Origin of the sequence: Streptomyces albidus (ex Kaewkla and Franco 2022) (assembly GCF_013870515.1) — a bacterium.
GTDB classification, from domain to species: domain Bacteria; phylum Actinomycetota; class Actinomycetes; order Streptomycetales; family Streptomycetaceae; genus Streptomyces; species Streptomyces albidus.
This window is the reverse complement of the sequence record NZ_JACBXA010000121.1, coordinates 1-17,311: the sequence shown is the minus strand read 5'-3', so window position 1 is coordinate 17,311 and position 17,311 is coordinate 1. Positions and strand designations below refer to the sequence as shown.

Here is a 17,311-nt window from a genome sequence, read left to right as displayed (position 1 = left end):
AAGCGGGTACGCCCACCGGTGATGGTGTACGGGCGGCAGGCGCAGGTCATCACGGTCCTGCTCAGCCTGCTGCTCCTGGTCCATGTGATCGCCCTGGTCATGGACTTCGTCATCGACCAGGCGCTGGGGAACGCCGACTACTTCGCCGGCGCGCCGCTCAGCACCATCGACGGCTTCCAGGGCCTGAAGGGGGCAACCCTCGCGCTGGAGATCGTCAGCGCACCGATCACGCTCACTATGTTCGTGATGTGGCTGGTGTGGTTCTGGCGAGTGCGTGTGAACGCGGAGTCGTTCAGCCCCGGCCGTATCCGCTACTCCCCGGAGATGGCGGTCGGTTGCTGGCTCATCCCCGTGTGCAACCTCTTCTTGCCCAAGCAGGTCATCAACGACGTGTGGACCGCGAGCAATCCGGCCTCGCCGCAGTGGTACGGATACGGCCCGCGCCCCACAGCCCGGCGCGGTCTGGTCAACGGCTGGTGGACCATGTGGCTCATCTACTTCTGCCTCGGCTCTCTCGGCTCCTGGGAGAGCTGGTATGACGCCGGCACGGTCGAGGACGGCCAACAGACCCTGGCACTCGCCCTGTTCACGGACCTCTTCAGCATTCCCGCGATCATCCTGGCGATGATCCTCACCAACCGTCTCTCCGCCATCCAGGACGACCGGCTCGCCGGACGTTGACCAGCACCTCCGCAGAACCCGTGACAGAACACCGCCGACAGGGCGGAGCGGACACAAGTCCCAAGGCCAGGCACCCCGGACGGGGGCCGCCGGGCACTCGCATCAAACGGGAACCGCTTGGCAGCCCGACCGTGACCTTTGTGACGGACAGTGAGAGGGACCCGAGGCACAAGCGCACACCGCCGCAGAACGACGTGGGGGAATGACATGGCACAGCTGGAGGCAGACGACCCGTACTCGGTCGGCGGTTACCGGCTGTTGAGCAGACTCGGTGCCGGCGGCATGGGCCGGGTCTATCTGGCGCGCTCCGAGGGCGGCCGTACGGTCGCGGTTAAGCTGATCAAGGCGGAGCTGGCGGCCGAGAAGGAGTTCCGCTCCCGCTTCCGCATGGAGGTCGAGGCCGCTCGTCGCGTGGGAGCGCGCTGGACGGCGCCCGTGCTGGACGCCGACACCGAGGCCGAGACCCCCTGGGTGGCCACCGGTTACATCGCGGGCCCCTCTCTCGAGCAGGTCATCTCGAGCCGGATGAGCCGGAGCGGGTCGCAGACCGAAGGCGGCGGGGGAGGGCACGGCCCGTTCCCCGAGCACTCGATCCGAACCCTCGCGTACGGGCTCGCCAGCGCGCTGCTCGACATCCACGGCGCCGGTGTGGTCCACCGCGACCTCAAACCGTCCAACGTCCTGGTGACCATCGACGGACCGCGCGTCATCGACTTCGGCATCGTGCGCGCGCTGGACGCGCTGCCGGACTCCACCGTGACGAACACCGGTGTGGTCGTGGGCTCCCCCAGCTACATGTCGCCCGAGCAGATCCGGGCGCAGCCGGTCACGCAGGCGAGCGACGTCTTCTGCATGGGTTCGGTGCTGGCGTACGCGGCGACCGGCCGCACGCCGTTCGCGGGTGACGGCGGGGGCATGCACGCGGTGATGTTCCGCATCGCCTCGGAGGACCCGGACCTGGAGGGGATCGAGGAACCGCTGCGCGGGCTCATCGCCTCCTGCCTGGCCAAGGACCCGGCCGACCGCCCCGCTCCCGAGGACGTCATCGCGGGCGTGCAGCCCATCTCGACCGGTACGGCGGCGGCTCCCTGGCTGCCGGCCCAGCTCATCGCCGAACTCGGTCGGCACGCCGTCCAGTTGCTCGACACCGACACCCCTCCGTCGGGATCGGGGCCGCCTCCCGGCGTGAACGGCGAGGCGGGCACACCCTCCCGCGGTGGGCCTTCGCACACGCCCGCCCGGCCGTTCTCGGAGAATCCGACCTCCGCGCTGCCCGGTCCGAGCGCTTCTGAGCCCCCGCCCGCGCCGAGGCGTCCGCGCAAGCGCCTGGTGATGGGGGCTCTGGCGGCCGTTGCCGTCGCCGGGGTCGCCTTCGTGGCCTCGGGCGCCGAACTCCCCCTGATCGGGGCCGACAAGGACGGCGGGGGCAAGGCCTCCTCCGACATCCCCGAGGGCTACGTGGGCACTTGGAGCGGCGAGGTCCAGCGCGACGGCGAACCCACCGGCCAGTTCCGGCGGTTCGTGATCTCACGCGGCAAGGTCGGCGAGGTCGTCGCCAACAGCATCAGCCTCGGCATCACCTACGAGTGCAAGAGCGACGGCAAGCTCGTCTCGGCCGGCAAGTCGCTCGAGCTGGACACCAAGGTCGTCAAGAGCGTGCCCGACGGCAAGTGCTCGGCGCTCGGGTCCCACAACCTCACCCGGGGGTCGGACTCGACGCTGACGTGGGAGGCCGCTGGACGCACCGCCACCCTGCGCAAGGTTCAGCAGCCGGAGAAGCTTCCCGAGGCCTATCTGGGCACGTGGCAGCGCGCGTTGCCCGGCGGGGGCACCCAGCGGGTGACCATCGAGCAGGTCGCCTCGGGCAGCAAGTCGATCGGCATGATCTCGGAGGCTCCCGACCAGCACTGCGAGGCGAAGGCCGACATCTTCTCCGCCGGCGGCGACGCGGAGGAGGCCGTACGCATCGGGCCCCCGGCCCTCGACAAGGCGGCTTCCACGGGCAAGTGCACGACGGGGCAGACAGCCACGCTGCGCGCCGAAAACGGGCGCCTGGTGCGTACGTTCGCCACCACGGGCCAGCAGTTCGAGTACACCCGCGTGAACTGACCGCAGGCGGCGGCCTGTTCACGCGGGTGTCCGGGCTACTTCGTCTCCAGGTCCCGGCGCCGGAAGCCGGCGAGCCCCAAGGCCAGCAGTCCGGCGGCGATCGCGGTGAGCAGCAGCATCGGCGTCCAGTCCATCTCCTTGGCGGGCAGTTGGGGCACGTGCCCGAAGGGGGAGACGTTGTTCATCCAGTCGGGGAACTGAAGGATCTTGCCCAGGTATCCGACGAGGAAGGCGTAGACCGGCACGAGCCAGGCCGCCGCCGTCGCCCTCGGCAGCCAGCCGAAGAGCACGGCCGCGACGCCGAGGGTCACCCAGAGCGCCGGGGCGTAGGCGAGGGCCGCACCGGTCAGCGACAGGAGCAGGTCCCGGTCGCCCGTGGATGCGGCACCCGCGATACCGAATCCGAGCCCGGCGAGCAGCAGCGTCACCGTGCCGCCGAGCAGGGCGACGGCGAGATGGCTCCACAGCCAGCGGACCTTCGACAGCCCTGTGGCCAGGAGCGGTTCGGCCCGTCCGGCGCTCTCCTCGGCACGGGGACGGCCTGCGGCGATGACCACGTACACCGCCGCGACGACGGCGTTGACGATCATGACGACCGAGGCGAAGGACTCGACGAAGTTCACACCGCCCGCCGCGGTGAACGTCTCGTCCACCATGTCGACGTTCTTCAGCATGTCGTCCACGTCGCTGAGGATCGAGCCGTACATCGTCCCCAGCAGGAAGACCCCGCAGCCGAAGCCGATGAGCATGCCCCGGTGCAGGCGCAGAGCGAAGCCGAAGGGGCGCATGAGCGCTCCCGAGGCGACCCGCCTGCCGGGCCGCGGCCTGCGCAGTCCCGCCCCCACATCCCGGCGCCCGCTGAGCACGTAGCCCGCTCCGCCGGTCACGGCGCACACGGCGAGCATCAGCAGCAGCGGCCACCACAGGTTGTCCACGAACGGATAGCTGCGCTGCGCCCAGCCGATCGGGGAGAGCCACGACAGCGTGCCGTCGCCGACGTCACCGGCGGCCCGCAGCACGTACGCCAGTCCGATCACCCCGACCGCCATGCCGGAGGCCCCTCGTGCGTGCTCGGTGATCTGCACGGTGACGGAGGCGACCGCCGCGAAGACGATGCCCACGCCCCCGAAGACCGCCCCGTACAGCAGCGATCCCTCCCACGTCAGGCCCGCCGCGCCTGACCCGCCGAGGCTGACGGAAAGCAGCGCGGCGAGCGCGAGGTTGGCGATGACGGCGACGGTCAGCGCCGCCGTCAGGGCCGCGTGCCTGCCGACGACGGTGGAGCGCAGCAGCTCCGCCCGTCCGGTCTCCTCCTCCGCGCGGGTGTGGCGGACGACGATCAGCACGCTCATCAGCCCGGCCAGCACGACGTAGAAGCCGATGACCTGGTGGCTGAGCATGGCGCCGATGCCGTAGCCGTCCTCCAGGTAGTGCCGGGGGCCGGTCATGGCGAGCGCGGCGGGGCTGTCCATCGTCTTCGCGAGAGCGGCCTGGTCGGCAGCGTCCGCGTACAGCCCTTCGAGCTTGCCGAGCGTGGTGAAGCTGGCCATCAGCAGGGCCGCGATCCACACCGGGAGGCGGATGCGGTCCCGGCGCAGCGCGAAGCGGATGAGAGTGCCGGTGCCTGCCAGGAGTCGGCGGCGCCCTTCGGGTGTGCCGGGTGCGGCGGACGCCTCCGGCTCGGTACCGGGCTGTGCGCCGGTCTCCGTCCGGGTGGTCATCAGGCTGCTCCCCCGGCCCCGTTGTGCGCGGCCAGCTCGTCGCCGTAGTGCCGCAGCATCAGCTCTTCGAGTGTCGGCGGATGGCTGGTGAGGCTGCGGATCCCGAGCCCGCTGAGGTGGCGTACGGCCTCGTCGAGGTGCGCTCCGTCGACGGCGAAGTGCACGCGTCCCTCGTCGGAACGGACGTCGTGCACGCCCGGCAGCGCGTCCAGGCCCGAGACGGGGCGAGCGGTCTCGGCCTCGATGGTGGTGCGGGTGAGGTGGCGCATCTCGCTCAGCGTCCCGGACTGGACGATCTTGCCGAGGCGGATGATGCTCACCCGGTCACACAGCTTCTCGACCTGGGCGAGGATGTGGCTGGAGAGCAGCACCGTCTTCCCCGCGGCCTTGGCCTGGAAGATGACGTCCTGGAAAACCACCTCCATCAACGGGTCGAGCCCCGCGGTGGGTTCGTCGAGCAGCAGCAGCTCGGCGTCCGAGGCGAGTGCCGCGATGATGGCGACCTTCTGCCGGTTCCCCTTGGAGTAGGTGCGGCCCTTCTTCGTCGGGTCGAGGCCGAAGCGCTCGATGAGTTCGTCGCGGCGCGAGGCGTCGATGCCGCCGCGCAGCCGGGCCAGCAGGTCGATCGCCTCGCCGCCGGTGAGAGCGGGCCAGAGCTCGACGTCACCGGGCACGTAGGCGAGGCGGCGGTGCAGGGCGACGGCGTCGTCCCAGGGGTGGTGGCCGAGGAGCCGTGCGGTGCCGGCGTCGGCCCGCAGGAGTCCGAGGAGCACACGGATCGTGGTCGATTTCCCGGCGCCGTTGGGCCCGAGGAATCCGTGGACCTCTCCCGTATCGACGGAGAGGTCGAGCCCGTCCAGTGCGCGGGTTCGGCCGAAGGTCTTCACGAGGCCGGATACGGAGATGGCAGTGGTGGCTGTATCCATGCTCAAGAAAGTACGCTTGATTCAGAAATTTGTGAAGTTAAGGAAGCGCTAGGATCTCCAGTACGCGATTGAGCAGGGAGAAGCCGAACGGTGACCGTGAAGCGATCAGAGCACGAGCCCGAGCGGGCGGCCGTATCCGAGGCGGAGGCTGTCGCGCAGGACCCGGGCGAGCAACTGTCGGACGAGCAGCGCCTCTACGACGAGACGGCATCGGCCTTCGTCGAGCGCTTCGCCGCCGACATGACGGAGGCGGGCATGCAGCGCATGGCCTCACGGGTCTTCGCGTGCCTGCTCAGCTCCGACGACGGATCACTCAGCTCGGCGCAGCTCGCCGAGCGGCTCCGCATCAGCCCGGCGGCGGTCTCGGGTGCGGTGCGCTATCTCTCCCAGGTCCACATGGTCAGCCGGGAGCGCGAACCGGGTTCCCGGCGTGAGCTCTACCGCGTGCACGAGAACGTCTGGTACGAGACGCTCCTGGACCGGGACCAGATCGTCGGCCGCTGGGCGAAGACGCTGCGCGCGGGCGAAGCGACCCTCGGCCCCGACACCCCCGCAGGCCGCAGGATCCGCGACACCTACGACTTCCTGGAGTTCATACAGGAGGAACTGTCGGGAATGCTGAAGCGCTGGTACGCGCACCGTGCGTCCCGGGACGCACAGGAGGCGCCCCGGGACGGGTGAGAAGGCAGGCCGGGTCAGACGTCCTTGGCCCGGCTGTAGAACTCCTCGAAGGTGAGGACGCCGTCCGTGTTGGAGTCACGGGTCTTGAGGATCGCCTCGGCCAGCCCGACCGTGTACTCGCGGTCGCCCAGCTCCACCATGGCCTGCTGGAACTCCACCGCGGTGACGAACCCGTCGCCGTCACGGTCGAACCTCTCGAAAGTCTTGCGTGCTGCTTCTTCGTCGGCCACCTGAGCGTTCCTCCACAGGTCGGGAATTCGGGCCCGTACAGGTTAGTCGGCGCCCGTCGCGGCCCGGAGGGGAACTCCCGTGACAAAACCGGCTCTTGACCGCCCCGGACACGCCGCGTCCCTCACGCCGGCAGCGTCAGGCTCCAGGCTCCGGCCAGCGCCGTCCACGTGCGGACCCTGACAGGGCCCCCGACCAGGGCGTCCGCGCGGTAGTGGAAGTCCGGTCCGGACACCGTCACCGCACTCGCCAGCACGCGCACGAGCCCCGACTCGGGTCCCGCCTGCGGCCGTACGGTCACCTGCGCCAGGCTCTTCGCCCCTTTGACCGGTGTGACCGACACCTCAGCGACCGGCTGATCGAGATCGGCGAGCAGCTCCCCGTCCGCCTCGACCCGCAACCGCTGGGCGGGCAGCGGGATCTCGCCCCGCACGCCGCGAACTCCCCGTACGGCACGGACCGATCGGGACAGCGACCGCCGCGTGCGCGACAGTCCGGAGAGCGGTGCCCGGCCGGGCGTACTCGAGCGCGCGGTCAGTTCACGCAGCATCTTCCCCATGGGCCTGGCCTGAGCGGCACCGGCCTCGTCCGCATCGGACGCGCTCTCCGGCCCGTCCGCTCCGGGCGTACGGTCCGCACCGTCCGGGATGTGCAGGCCGCCGAGCACCACTCCGCCGCTGTCGTCTATCAGCAGCCCGAGCCGGCTCCCGACTCCGTCAAGGACCGTACGTGCTGCGGAGACCGTGTCGGCGGGAACGCCCAGGCCGCATACCAGCGTGATGCGGTCCAAGGCCCCGACGGGGACCACCGAGAGTGCCGTGTCGCGCAACTCCCGCTCGCGGTAGAGCAGTTGGACCGTCCGCAGAAGCGCCGCGTCGTCACCGACGATCACGGGACGGCGACTGCCCCGGCGGGCGAGGGCCCTCTCGATCTCCTCCTGGCTCTCCGGGAGGCACACCTTCGTACCCGGTGCGCCCGCACACAGCACGTCACGCGCGATGCGCACCGACTCCCCGTCCCACAACCGGGCTGCGGGGTCGACGATCACGAGCAGCGGAGCCTGCGAGGTCCCCGTGGGGTCTGGAGCCGACACCTTGTTCCTCTCTCAGGTAACCTCTCGGTGCAAGAGCCCCTGTCGCTGTTGCGTCAGGGGCTTCCTCTATCTGGGGCACCGGTCCGCGGCTCTTGCGATGGCAAAACCGCCATGCACGTGGGACATGCCCCGCCCGGAAGGGGTGTACGCCTGTGCCCGCACTTGTGCTGCTCGGTGCTCAGTGGGGTGACGAGGGCAAAGGAAAAGCCACCGACCTGCTCGGCGGCTCGGTGGACTACGTGGTGCGCTACCAGGGCGGCAACAACGCCGGCCACACGGTCGTCGTCGGCGATCAGAAGTACGCGCTGCACCTCCTCCCCTCCGGCATCCTCTCCCCGGGGTGCGTCCCGGTCATCGGCAACGGCGTCGTCGTCGACCCGTCGGTCCTGCTCTCCGAGCTGAGCGGACTGAACGAGCGCGGCGTCGACACCTCCAAACTCCTCATCAGCGGTAACGCCCACCTGATCACGCCGTACCACACCGAGGTCGACAAGGTGACGGAACGGTTCCTCGGGAAGCGGAAGATCGGCACGACGGGCCGCGGCATCGGGCCCGCCTACGCCGACAAGATCAACCGCGTGGGCATCCGCGTCCAGGACCTCTTCGACGAGTCGATCCTCACGCAGAAGGTCGAGGCGGCCCTCGACTTCAAGAACCAGGTCTTCGCCAAGCTCTACAACAGGCGGGCCGTGCGCCCCGAGCAGATCGTGGAGGAGCTGCTCGGCTACGCCGACGCCCTGCGCGGTTACGTCGCCGACACGACGCTGCTCCTCAACGACGCGATCGACAACGGCCAGGTCGTCCTCTTCGAGGGCGGCCAGGGAACGCTGCTCGACGTCGACCACGGCACGTATCCGTTCGTGACGTCCTCCAACCCCACTGCGGGCGGCGCCTGTACGGGCGCGGGAGTCGGGCCGACGAAGATCAGCCGCGTCATCGGCATCCTCAAGGCGTACACGACCCGCGTCGGCGCCGGTCCCTTCCCCACCGAACTGCTCGACGCGGACGGCGACGCGCTGCGCAGCATCGGCGGCGAGCGCGGCGTCACCACGGGCCGGGACCGCCGCTGCGGCTGGTTCGACGCGGTCATCGCCCGGTACGCGACGCGCGTGAACGGTCTCACCGACTTCTTCCTCACCAAGCTCGACGTGCTGACGGGCTGGGAGCGCATCCCGGTCTGCGTCGGCTACGAGATCGACGGGAAGCGCGTGGACGAACTGCCCTTCAGCCAGACCGACTTCCACCACGCGACGCCGGTCTACGAGTACCTGCCGGGCTGGTCCGAGGACATCACCAAGGCGAAGTCCTTCCAGGACCTGCCGAAGAACGCGCAGGGGTACGTCAAGGCGCTGGAGGAGATGTCGGGCGCACCGATCTCCGCCATCGGCGTCGGCCCCGGGCGGGACGAGACGATCCAGATCAACTCCTTCATCTGACCGGCTCCGACGGGACTCCGAGGACCCCTCACCGACGAGGTCACGGCGACGGCCGCGGGACCAGCCTCCCGCGGCCCGGTCCCCCGGAGGAAGACGAAGGAATTCGAAGGGAACGCCATGGCTGAACGACCCGCTCTCATCGACGCGCTCGGCCTCCAACCTCACCCCGAGGGCGGCTGGTTCAAGGAGACCTGGCGCAGTGACGTCTCGATGCGGCCGCAGGGATACGAGGGCGAACGCGCCAGCGCGACGGCGATCTACTTCCTGCTCGGGCCGGGGGACGAGTCACGCTGGCACGTCGTACGGTCGGCCGAGATCTGGCTGTGGCACTCCGGCTCGCCGCTGCACCTCCAGCTGGGCGGTGACGGCGAGACACCGGACTCCGGGCCCGTGACGCTGACTCTCGGCGCCGACGTGACGGGAGGCCAGGTTCCGCAGGCGGTGGTGCCGCCGAAGGTCTGGCAGCGCGCCCGTCCCGTGGACCGTGACGGGGAGACGCTCGTCAGCTGCATCGTCTCGCCCGGGTTCGACTTCGCGGACTTCCGTCTGCTGCCCTGAACCCCTGCTACCTCAACTCGCCCGTCCCGCAGCTCACTTCAGGGCGTCGGCCAGCACGTCGAACGCGGGCGTGTGCGGCGTGAACGGGGCGTAGTGCCCGACCCCGGGCAGCAGGTGCAGCCGCGCACCCCAGTCGTTCGCGTAGCGCCGCGACAGCTCCGGCGGGACGACGTCGTCGGCCGTCCCGTGCAGGATCTCCACCGGCACGCGCGGCAGCAGCCGCATCGGGTCGGCCTCAGGCAGCAGGTCCGGCAACCACGCCTCTCCGCCGAGGAATCCGCTCACCGCATCCGCGCTGAGGCGTAGCCGGTGGGCCCGCTCCAGGTCGGCCACGGGCGAGACCGCGATGACGCGGTCGGCCGCGTGAGGGCGTGCGGATGCTGCCCACAGCGCGAGCTGGCCGCCTGCCGAGTGGCCGACGAGCACGTCGGGCGGGCCCAGCAGTTCGAGCGCGGAACCGACGTCGAGGGCGGTGACGGGCCAGCCGCCCCCACCGCCCACACGCCTGTACTCGACCAGCTCCACCGCCATCCCCCGCTCCGCCAGCGCGGCGGCGAACGGTGACAGGTGTGTGCGGTCGTAGGCCTCGCGCCAGAAACCGCCGTGCAACACCGTGACGCGCGGCCCCTTCGCCCCCACGCCGTAGAAGTCGACGACCTGGGAGGGGTGTTCGCCGTAGGCGACGGTGCGTTCCGGCGGCACGGGCGCCATCGCCAGCAGTGCACGTTCCTCCGCGAGACTCATCGCGTCACGCCGTCCGCACCGCTTCACCGAGGGCGGCAGCGGCCCGTTCGGCGTCCGCGAAGGAGGTGTAGAGCGGCGTGAACCCGAAGCGGAGCACGCCCGGCCGGCGGAAGTCGCCGACGACGCCGCGTGCTTGCAGCGCCGTCATGACCACCTCCGCGTCCGGCGCGGGCCCGGCGCCGCCTCCGCCTTCATCACCGGTGCACAGCAACGAGACCTGGCTGCCGCGCCGTCGGTGCTCCAGCGGGGTGAGCGGGCGGAGCCGACCGTCGGGTACGTACGCCTGCACCCGGCGCAGGAAGAAGTCGGTCAGGGCCAGGCTCTTCGCCCGTACGGCAGCGATGTCGACACCGTCCCAGACCTTCAACGCCTCCTCCAGCGCGAGCATGGAGAGGATGTCCGGCGTGCCGACGCGTCCGCGGGACGCACCGTCCCCCGGCACGTAGCCGGGCGTCATGCCGAACGGGTCGGCGTGCGACGTCCAGCCCGGCAGCGGCGTCTCGAAGCGGGGCTGCAACTCCCGCCGCACGTACAGAAACGCGGGCGAACCCGGGCCCCCGTTGAGGTACTTGTACGTGCAGCCCACGGCGAAGTCGGCACCGGACGCGTCGAGTTCGACGGGGAGGGCGCCCGCGCTGTGGCACACGTCCCAGACGATCCGGCCGCCCGCCCTGTGCACCGCGGCCGTGGCGGCGGGCAGATCGTTCAACTCGCCTGTGCGGTAGTCGACATGGTTGACCAGAGCGACAGCGGTGGCCGGGCCCGCCGCGTCCGCCATCTCGGCGGCCGGCACGGCCCGTACCGTCGCACCGGTCATCCTCGCGGCGGACTCGGCGATGTAGCCGTCGGTCGGGAACGTGGCCGCGTCCACGAGCACTTCGTCGCGGCCGCCGTCCTCGCCGCGCGCGATGCGCAGAGCCGCGACGACCGCCTTGAAGACGTTGACGCTGGTGGAGTCGCCGACCACGGTCTGTCCCGCACCGGCGCCGACGAGCGGCGCGATGCGGTCGCCGATCCTCTCGGGCGCGCTCCACCAGCCCGACTCGGACCAGGAGCGGATGCGCAGCTCGCCCCACTCCCGCTCCACGACCTCGGCGAGGCGTGCGGGCACGGAGCGGGGCAGCGCGCCGAGGGAGTTGCCGTCGAGGTAGACGGTCCCGTCGAGGACGAAGTCCTTCCGCCGGTGGGCGAGTTCGTCACGGGCGTCGAGCTCGTCGGCTGTGGCGTGCGCATCGGAGTCGGACGGTGCGTACGCCTCAGACACGGCTGCGCGCCGTCCACAGCTCCGGGAAGACGTTCTTGGCGGCACGTTTCTCCAGCCAGGCGACACCCGCCGAACCGCCCGTGCCCACCTTCGACCCCATCGCGCGCCGCGTGGCCACGAGATGGTCGTTGCGCCAGCGCCAGACGAGCTCCGCGACCTCGGTCAGCGCCTCGCCGAGCCTGACCACGTCACCCTCCGCCCGCTGCCGGTATGCCTCGGCCCACAGCTCCTCCACCTCGGGGTGAGCCTGATACTGCTTCGAGACGTCCCTGACCAGCACGTCCTTGGGCACGGATTCGCCGCACCGCGCGAGATGGCGCAGCACCTCGTCGTAAAGGCTGGGCTCGTGAAGGGACTTCTCCAGCTCGGCGTACACACGCGGGGCACCGCGGTGCGGCACGAGCATCGACGCGGACTTGTCGCCGAGCAGGAACTCCATGCGCCGGTACATGGCGGACTGGAAGCCGGAGCCCTCACCCAGCGCGGAGCGGTAGGAGTTGAACTGCGCGGGGGTCAGATGCGCCAGCGGCTCCCAGGACGCGTTCAGCGACTGGAGTTCGTAGGTGGAGCGCTTCAACGCGGCGAGCGCGCCCGGCAGATCGTCCTGACGCAGGCGCTCGGCGGCCGTCTGCCACTCGTGGACGATGACCGTGAACCACAGCTCCATCACCTGCGTGGTGACGAGGAAGACCATCTCGCCCGGGTCGTCGGAGAGCGGGTGCTGGAGATGGGTGAGGACGTCGGCCTGGACGTAGTCCTCGTACGGGGTGGTTCCTTCGAAGTCCAGGTTGGGTGCGGGTGTGCCGGAATCGGGGGCGTCGACGGCGTGGGACATCGCTGTCTCCTCAACGTGGTGTCCGGGTAGCGGTCCGCTCCCTCTCTGTCGACGGTGGAGCCCCGGTCCCCTCGGACCCGCCGCGAATCCTGTGTCACGGCAGGCCCATGAATCATCATCGGTGAGACGGCCCGCCGGGACAAGAGCACCTGGTCAGCGCCTTGGTCATATGCCCCCGGCGGGCCTGAGACGGCCCTCGCGTGCAGTGCGACGCCCTGCTGGGGCCCTGCTACGCCGCCCGTACTAGGACCGCGTACTGCGACCCCGTACTACGACAGGGTCGCCGCAGCGGTGGGCGAGCTCTCCTTGAGGAAGGTCGCGCAGCGCTCGTGCTCCTCGTGCTCACCGATCGACTGCGCGGCCCGCGCCAGCGCGTGCAGCGCCCGCAGGAAGCCGCGGTTCGGCTCGTGCTCGAACGGCACGGGCCCGTGCCCCTTCCAGCCGCTGCGGCGCAGGGCGTCCAGACCGCGGTGGTAGCCGGTGCGCGCGTAAGCGTACGACTCAACGACCCGTCCTGCCTCGAAGGCGTCGTCTGCGAGCAGCGCCCACGCCAGCGAGGACGTCGGATACTTCGCGGCCACCTCGACGGGAGCCGTCCCGGAGGCGAGCAGCTCGCGCGGCTCCGGGTCGTCGGGCAGGTGGGTCGGGGGCGGGCCCCCGAGCAGGTTCTCGTGAATGCTCATGCTTTCCAGTCTGCCTTGTCGGTACGGGACGCAGCTCCCGGTACGGAACAGTAAGAACGGGCCTCACGGACGGCAGGAGGACCGGCCGCGTGCACGGTCCGGTCCTCCTCACACGTCCAGCCCGGCGCTGTTCGCCGGAACTGCCCGTCGGAACTGCGCTGGAGCTGCGGATGGTCTCCGGGGCTACTTCAGGCGGGTGCCGGTCGAGCGCAGGTTCGCGCACGCCTTCTGCACGCGCTCGGCCATGCCCTTCTCGGCGGCCTTGCCCCAGCTGCGCGGGTCGTAGGTCTTCTTGTCGCCGACCTCGCCGTCGATCTTCAGCACACCGTCGTAGTTGCGGAACATGTGGTCCGCGACGGGGCGCGAGAAGGCGTACTGGGTGTCGGTGTCCAGGTTCATCTTCACGACGCCGTTCTCCAGCGCCGTGGCGATCTCCGTGTCGGTGGAGCCGGAGCCGCCGTGGAAGACGAAGTCGAAGGGGTTGGGCTTGCCGAACTTGGCGCCCACGCCTTCCTGGAGGTCCTTGAGCAGCTCGGGCCGGAGCACGACGTTGCCCGGCTTGTAGACGCCGTGGACGTTGCCGAAGGAGGCGGCCAGCAGGTAGCGGCCCTTCTCACCCAGGCCGAGGGCCTCGGCGGTGCGCAGCGCGTCGTCGACGGTCGTGTAGAGGTCGTCGTTGATCTCGTGGCTGACGCCGTCCTCCTCGCCGCCGGTCGGAGTGATCTCGACCTCGAGGATGATCTTCGCGGCGGCGGCCAGCGCGAGGAGCTCCTCGCCGACCTCCAGGTTGTCCTTCAGCGTCTCGGCGGAGCCGTCCCACATGTGGGACTGGAAGAGCGGGTTCTGCCCGGCGTCCACGCGCTCCTTGGAGACGGCCAGCAGCGGCCGTACGTACCCGTCGAGCTTGCCCTTCGGGCAGTGGTCGGTGTGCAGGGCGACGTTGACGGGGTACTTCTTGGCGACGATGTGCGCGAACTCCGCCAGGGCGACGGCGCCGCTGACCATGTCCTTGCTGTACTGACCGCCCAGGAACTCCGCACCGCCGGTGGAGATCTGGACGATGCCGTCGCTCTCCGCCTCGGCGAAACCGCGGAACGCCGCGTGGAGGGTCTGCGTCGAGGTGACGTTGATGGCGGGGTAGGCGAACTTGCCCGCCTTCGCCCGGTCGAACATCTCGGTGTAGACCTCGGGGGTCGCGATGGGCATCTGTCCGCTCCTTGGGGTGCGTATCGGCTCTGGTGCAGAGTTCGGTGTCGGTCAACGGAACGACGTCATCGTCGCCCCCATCCTCCCAGACGGCCCGCGATGCCTCAGCCCGTGGTTCACGAGCGCACGAAGCCGCCCTCGTACGGGCACGGCCACGGCCGCGCCCCGCTCCGGAGACCGCGGGTAAGGACCGGCGCACCGGGGGAGACGACGACGGACGGTGACGGGGCCGGACGCCGCCGTTTCACGTGGAACGGTCCCCCCAACGCACGCCGCACGCCCGCCAGTTCGCGGGATCAGGCCAGCTCGAGGTCCGTCAGCTCGTACGCGTGCAGATACCGCAGGCCCGCCTCGGCCATAGCCCCCGCCGCTCCGCGGTCCACGATCGTGGCCACCGCGACGACCTCCGCGCCTGCCTCCCGCGCCGCCTCCACAGCGGTCAGCGGAGAGTTGCCCGTGGTCGAGGTGTCCTCGACGATCAGCACCCGGCGGCCGGTGATGTCCGGCCCCTCGATGCGGCGCTGGAGCCCGTGCGCCTTGCCCGCCTTCCGTACGACGAACGCGTCCAGGTTCCGGCCGCGCGCAGCCGCCGCGTGCAGCATCGCCGACGCCACCGGGTCGGCGCCCAGGGTCAGCCCGCCCACGGCGTCGAAGTCGAGCTCGGAGGTGAGGTCGAGCATGACCTGGCCGGCCAGGGGTGCGGCCCGGCCGTCGAGGGTCACGCGCCGCAGATCGATGTAGAAGTCCGCCTCCTGGCCCGAGGAGAGCGTGACCTTGCCGTGCACGACGGCCTTTTCCTTGATCTCCCGCAGCAGCGCGTCACGCGCGCCGGTGGGGGAGGCGAGGGGCGAGGCCCCCGGGGAGGAGGATGCAGAGCTCATGGCTCACGAGCCTAAGCCGCGGCGGGCACCCGGCTACGCCAGGGTGCGCCACGTCCAGGTCGTGGTGGCCTCGAGCGGCTGGATGGGCGTGACGAGATGGGGGTGGCTGTTCAGGCCGTTGGGCGGGCCGGTCTGGGGCTCGACGCAGACGGCGTCCGGCTGCTCGTCGTAGACGACGACCCACTCCGCGCGACTGGCCACCTTCAGCTCCAGCTTCCCCGGCCACGTCAGGGTCACGTCGACGCCCTGCGGCATGCCGAAGCAGTCGTCCCAGGGGCCGGGGCGGGGGGTGATGCGCTTGCCGGTGGGGAGGTGGTCGACGCCGCGCTCCTCCTGCCACTCGGGCTCGAAGTCGATGCGCACGTCTTCGCTCTTGCCGCCGAGGTTGCGCAGGAACCAGGGGTGCCAGCCGGCCTGCGCCGGGAAGCTGGCGTCCGAGGCCTCCACGCCGAGCTTGAGGGTGAGCGAGTCGCCGCCCTCGGCCAGTTCGACGACCTGCGTCACCTGGCCCTCCCAGGGCCACGGGTCACTCAGCTGACAGGTGAAGGCCGCCGAGCGCTCGTCCTGCCGGACGGTGTTCCAGGCGCCTTCCCGTACGGTGCCGTGGATCGCGTGCGGCCCGCTGTCGAGGGGGAGTTGGTAGAGCTCACCGCCGCTGCGGAAGCGCCCCTGATCCGTACGGCCGCACCAGGGCACCATCACGAACGAGCCGTACCTGTTGCCCTGCCTGAGCAGTTCCGTACCGCTTACCTTCAGCGACGCGAGGCGTGCGCCCCTGTGCGGTTCGACCGTCAACTCGGCGTTGCCGGCGCGGAGCGTGACGTCTGCGTCGGTGGTGGCGGTGTGAGTCATGACGCGACCCTAACCTCGGCCCTTCTGCGAACTGTGCGACCTGGCCAGGCTGCACCGTGACGGAGGAACGTCAGCGGCGGCGGCGCAGAGCGCGGCCGACGACGACGGCCCCGGCGACCACGGCTGCCGCGGCAGGGCCGATCCAGCGCAGGGCAGCCGAGTTGGCGATGGGCTCCGGCAGGGGGATGGGGGCGTAACGTCCACGCGGCGGGGCGTGGTCGACCTCCTCCGCGCTGCGCCCGATCATCGTCCGGCGCGCGTGCGCCGCTTCGGCCTCGGCCTCTGCCTTGGCCTCCGCCTCCTCGATGGCCTCCTCGTCCTGGAGCGGATCGAGGGAGGGCGGCGGGACCTCGGCTTCGAACACTCCTGGACGGTCCTTGCCGGCGTCCTCGGAGGACTCACCGGCGGGCTCGGAAGCGTCCTTCGACTCCGCGTCCTCGGCCTTGGAGGAGTCATCGGAGGCGTCCTTCGACCTGGAGTCCTCGGCCTTGGAGGAGTCCTTGGCGGGGCCCTTGGCCGAGCCCTTGGAGGGCCCGGACTTCTTCGAGCTTCCGGAGTTCTTCGAAGGGCCGGACTCGCGGGTGGTGTCCGGGCCCGGGATCCCCGGGATGACGCGCTCGTTGTCCCCGGGCTCGCCGATGCCGCCGGAGGGCTCCGCCGTGGAGGGCTCGGCGGCGGGTGCGGCGGGGGAGTCCAGGGCCTGCGGCGGGTCCTCATGGATGCTCTCGCCGAGGGCCTTGGCGAAGCGTTCCAGCAGCCGCTGCCCGGCCGCCGACGCCACCTTCTGCTCGAACTCCTTGATCCGCCCGTCGCCCTTCACGGTGCCGGTGCAGACGAGGCGGGTGCCCTCACCCTCCTTCGACCTGCGCGGCGCCACGGTCAGGTTCAGCCGTACCGAACCCGTGCCGCGGGCCTCTGTGCCGGTGCCCTTCACGGCGAACTCCTCGCCGCGCGGCGTGACGGTCAGGCTGCCGCGGTAGGTGATCGTGGAACCGCCGATACGGACGCGCAGCCGGCCCTCGGTCTTTGCAGCGGCGCCGTCAGCCGGCTTCGCACCGGCGTCCTCGGCGCTGTCGAGTTGCAGCCCGGGCACACAGCGCGCGACGCGGTCGGGCTCAGCGAGCGCCGCCCGTACCGACCCGACGGAAAACGGAACGTTCACCTCGTGCTCCATAGAGCGGAGCCTACCCACCGCACCCCGTACATGTGACCGGTCGTGCTCTTTCCTCCGCGAGCCGCACCCTCCCGTACCACCAGGGGCCGAACGGACGAGGCGTCAACTCCGGCGCCCGCAGCGATCGGGACGGCCCGGCCGCAAGGGGCCCAGGGACACCCCCTAGTAGCGCGGGTGGATCAGGGTCGAAGGCGGAAGCCCCGTCAAGCGGAGCCGTTCGGCGCGCAGCCGCGCCTCGC

Annotated in this window: 17 protein-coding genes; 5 read left to right on the top strand and 12 right to left on the bottom strand. The window is 70.7% G+C overall.

The features are described from left to right. Both H5J26_RS18260 and H5J26_RS18255 read left to right on the top strand, forming a co-directional pair. A partial coding sequence (locus H5J26_RS18260; protein ID WP_181766955.1) for a DUF4328 domain-containing protein occupies positions 1 to 681 on the top strand: 681 nt, incomplete at its 5' end. 207 nt (positions 682 to 888) lie between these two features. Next, entirely contained in the window at positions 889 to 2,790 is a 1,902-nt protein-coding gene (locus H5J26_RS18255; protein WP_181766954.1) for a serine/threonine-protein kinase, read from the top strand. 35 nt (positions 2,791 to 2,825) lie between these two features. Here H5J26_RS18255 and H5J26_RS18250 read toward each other — a convergent pair whose 3' ends face one another. Together H5J26_RS18250 and H5J26_RS18245 are read right to left on the bottom strand one after the other, a co-directional pair. Continuing rightward, positions 2,826 to 4,511 carry an ABC transporter permease gene (locus tag H5J26_RS18250; protein ID WP_235980798.1) on the bottom strand — a complete coding sequence of 562 codons (1,686 nt, stop codon included), beginning with the start codon at positions 4,509 to 4,511 and terminating at the stop codon, positions 2,826 to 2,828. Then, positions 4,511 to 5,437 (bottom strand): ABC transporter ATP-binding protein, encoded by a 927-nt coding sequence (locus H5J26_RS18245; protein ID WP_181766953.1) that lies wholly within the window; start codon positions 5,435 to 5,437, stop codon positions 4,511 to 4,513. The genes H5J26_RS18250 and H5J26_RS18245 overlap by 1 nt, the downstream gene beginning before the upstream one ends. 90 nt (positions 5,438 to 5,527) lie before the next feature. Between H5J26_RS18245 and H5J26_RS18240 the strand changes: the two genes are divergently transcribed. Then, on the top strand, positions 5,528 to 6,118 hold the full coding sequence (locus H5J26_RS18240; protein WP_419183818.1) for a GbsR/MarR family transcriptional regulator: 591 nt from the start codon (positions 5,528 to 5,530) through the stop codon (positions 6,116 to 6,118). Between the two features lie 14 nt (positions 6,119 to 6,132). On the opposite strand, the gene H5J26_RS18235 is transcribed toward H5J26_RS18240, so the two are convergent. Further along, entirely contained in the window at positions 6,133 to 6,348 is a 216-nt protein-coding gene (locus tag H5J26_RS18235; protein ID WP_181766952.1) for an EF-hand domain-containing protein, read from the bottom strand. A 122-nt stretch (positions 6,349 to 6,470) separates the two neighbouring features. Then, positions 6,471 to 7,439 carry a hypothetical protein gene (locus H5J26_RS18230; protein WP_309237967.1) on the bottom strand — a complete coding sequence of 323 codons (969 nt, stop codon included), beginning with the start codon at positions 7,437 to 7,439 and terminating at the stop codon, positions 6,471 to 6,473. A 152-nt stretch (positions 7,440 to 7,591) separates the two neighbouring features. Between H5J26_RS18230 and H5J26_RS18225 the strand changes: the two genes are divergently transcribed. Together H5J26_RS18225 and H5J26_RS18220 are read left to right on the top strand one after the other, a co-directional pair. Continuing rightward, positions 7,592 to 8,875, top strand: coding sequence for an adenylosuccinate synthase (locus tag H5J26_RS18225; protein WP_181766951.1), 1,284 nt, complete (start codon positions 7,592 to 7,594; stop codon positions 8,873 to 8,875). A gap of 117 nt (positions 8,876 to 8,992) precedes the next feature. Continuing rightward, positions 8,993 to 9,433: a cupin domain-containing protein gene (locus H5J26_RS18220; protein ID WP_181766950.1), complete on the top strand. Its 441-nt coding sequence runs from the start codon at positions 8,993 to 8,995 to the stop codon at positions 9,431 to 9,433. 33 nt (positions 9,434 to 9,466) lie between these two features. Here H5J26_RS18220 and H5J26_RS18215 read toward each other — a convergent pair whose 3' ends face one another. From H5J26_RS18215 to H5J26_RS18180, 8 genes are all read right to left on the bottom strand, one after another. Further along, complete coding sequence (locus H5J26_RS18215) at positions 9,467 to 10,177, bottom strand: alpha/beta hydrolase family protein (RefSeq protein WP_181766949.1); 711 nt, start codon at positions 10,175 to 10,177, stop codon at positions 9,467 to 9,469. Between the two features lie 4 nt (positions 10,178 to 10,181). Continuing rightward, positions 10,182 to 11,441 carry a kynureninase gene (locus H5J26_RS18210; RefSeq protein WP_309237966.1) on the bottom strand — a complete coding sequence of 420 codons (1,260 nt, stop codon included), beginning with the start codon at positions 11,439 to 11,441 and terminating at the stop codon, positions 10,182 to 10,184. Continuing rightward, the gene (locus H5J26_RS18205; protein WP_181766947.1) at positions 11,434 to 12,276 is read right to left on the bottom strand and encodes a tryptophan 2,3-dioxygenase family protein; all 843 of its coding nucleotides are present in this window, start codon (positions 12,274 to 12,276) and stop codon (positions 11,434 to 11,436) included. The genes H5J26_RS18210 and H5J26_RS18205 overlap by 8 nt, the downstream gene beginning before the upstream one ends. A 269-nt stretch (positions 12,277 to 12,545) precedes the next feature. Then, positions 12,546 to 12,959 carry a DUF3151 domain-containing protein gene (locus H5J26_RS18200; RefSeq protein WP_181766946.1) on the bottom strand — a complete coding sequence of 138 codons (414 nt, stop codon included), beginning with the start codon at positions 12,957 to 12,959 and terminating at the stop codon, positions 12,546 to 12,548. A 183-nt stretch (positions 12,960 to 13,142) separates the two neighbouring features. Then, positions 13,143 to 14,165 carry a class II fructose-bisphosphate aldolase gene (gene fbaA, locus H5J26_RS18195; protein WP_181766945.1) on the bottom strand — a complete coding sequence of 341 codons (1,023 nt, stop codon included), beginning with the start codon at positions 14,163 to 14,165 and terminating at the stop codon, positions 13,143 to 13,145. A gap of 296 nt (positions 14,166 to 14,461) precedes the next feature. Further along, a complete protein-coding gene (gene pyrE, locus H5J26_RS18190; RefSeq protein ID WP_181766944.1) occupies positions 14,462 to 15,046 on the bottom strand; it encodes an orotate phosphoribosyltransferase in 585 nt (194 codons plus the stop codon). A gap of 33 nt (positions 15,047 to 15,079) precedes the next feature. Then, entirely contained in the window at positions 15,080 to 15,898 is an 819-nt protein-coding gene (locus H5J26_RS18185) for an aldose 1-epimerase (RefSeq protein ID WP_181766943.1), read from the bottom strand. 70 nt (positions 15,899 to 15,968) lie between these two features. After that, complete coding sequence (locus H5J26_RS18180; protein WP_181766942.1) at positions 15,969 to 17,072, bottom strand: SRPBCC family protein; 1,104 nt, start codon at positions 17,070 to 17,072, stop codon at positions 15,969 to 15,971. Positions 17,073 to 17,311 lie beyond the last annotated feature (239 nt).

What these genes read in the sequence shown, in the direction of transcription:
- H5J26_RS18255 (WP_181766954.1), top strand. Translation starts at nt 889, where the DNA reads ATGGCACAGCTGGAGGCAGACGACCCGTACTCGGTCGGCGGTTACCGG.
- H5J26_RS18250 (WP_235980798.1), bottom strand. Translation starts at nt 4,511, where the DNA reads ATGACCACCCGGACGGAGACCGGCGCACAGCCCGGTACCGAGCCGGAG.
- H5J26_RS18245 (WP_181766953.1), bottom strand. Translation starts at nt 5,437, where the DNA reads ATGGATACAGCCACCACTGCCATCTCCGTATCCGGCCTCGTGAAGACC.
- H5J26_RS18220 (WP_181766950.1), top strand. Translation starts at nt 8,993, where the DNA reads ATGGCTGAACGACCCGCTCTCATCGACGCGCTCGGCCTCCAACCTCAC.
- H5J26_RS18215 (WP_181766949.1), bottom strand. Translation starts at nt 10,177, where the DNA reads ATGAGTCTCGCGGAGGAACGTGCACTGCTGGCGATGGCGCCCGTGCCG.
- H5J26_RS18205 (WP_181766947.1), bottom strand. Translation starts at nt 12,276, where the DNA reads ATGTCCCACGCCGTCGACGCCCCCGATTCCGGCACACCCGCACCCAAC.
- H5J26_RS18200 (WP_181766946.1), bottom strand. Translation starts at nt 12,959, where the DNA reads ATGAGCATTCACGAGAACCTGCTCGGGGGCCCGCCCCCGACCCACCTG.
- fbaA (WP_181766945.1), bottom strand. Translation starts at nt 14,165, where the DNA reads ATGCCCATCGCGACCCCCGAGGTCTACACCGAGATGTTCGACCGGGCG.
- pyrE (WP_181766944.1), bottom strand. Translation starts at nt 15,046, where the DNA reads ATGAGCTCTGCATCCTCCTCCCCGGGGGCCTCGCCCCTCGCCTCCCCC.
- H5J26_RS18185 (WP_181766943.1), bottom strand. Translation starts at nt 15,898, where the DNA reads ATGACTCACACCGCCACCACCGACGCAGACGTCACGCTCCGCGCCGGC.
- H5J26_RS18180 (WP_181766942.1), bottom strand. Translation starts at nt 17,072, where the DNA reads ATGGAGCACGAGGTGAACGTTCCGTTTTCCGTCGGGTCGGTACGGGCG.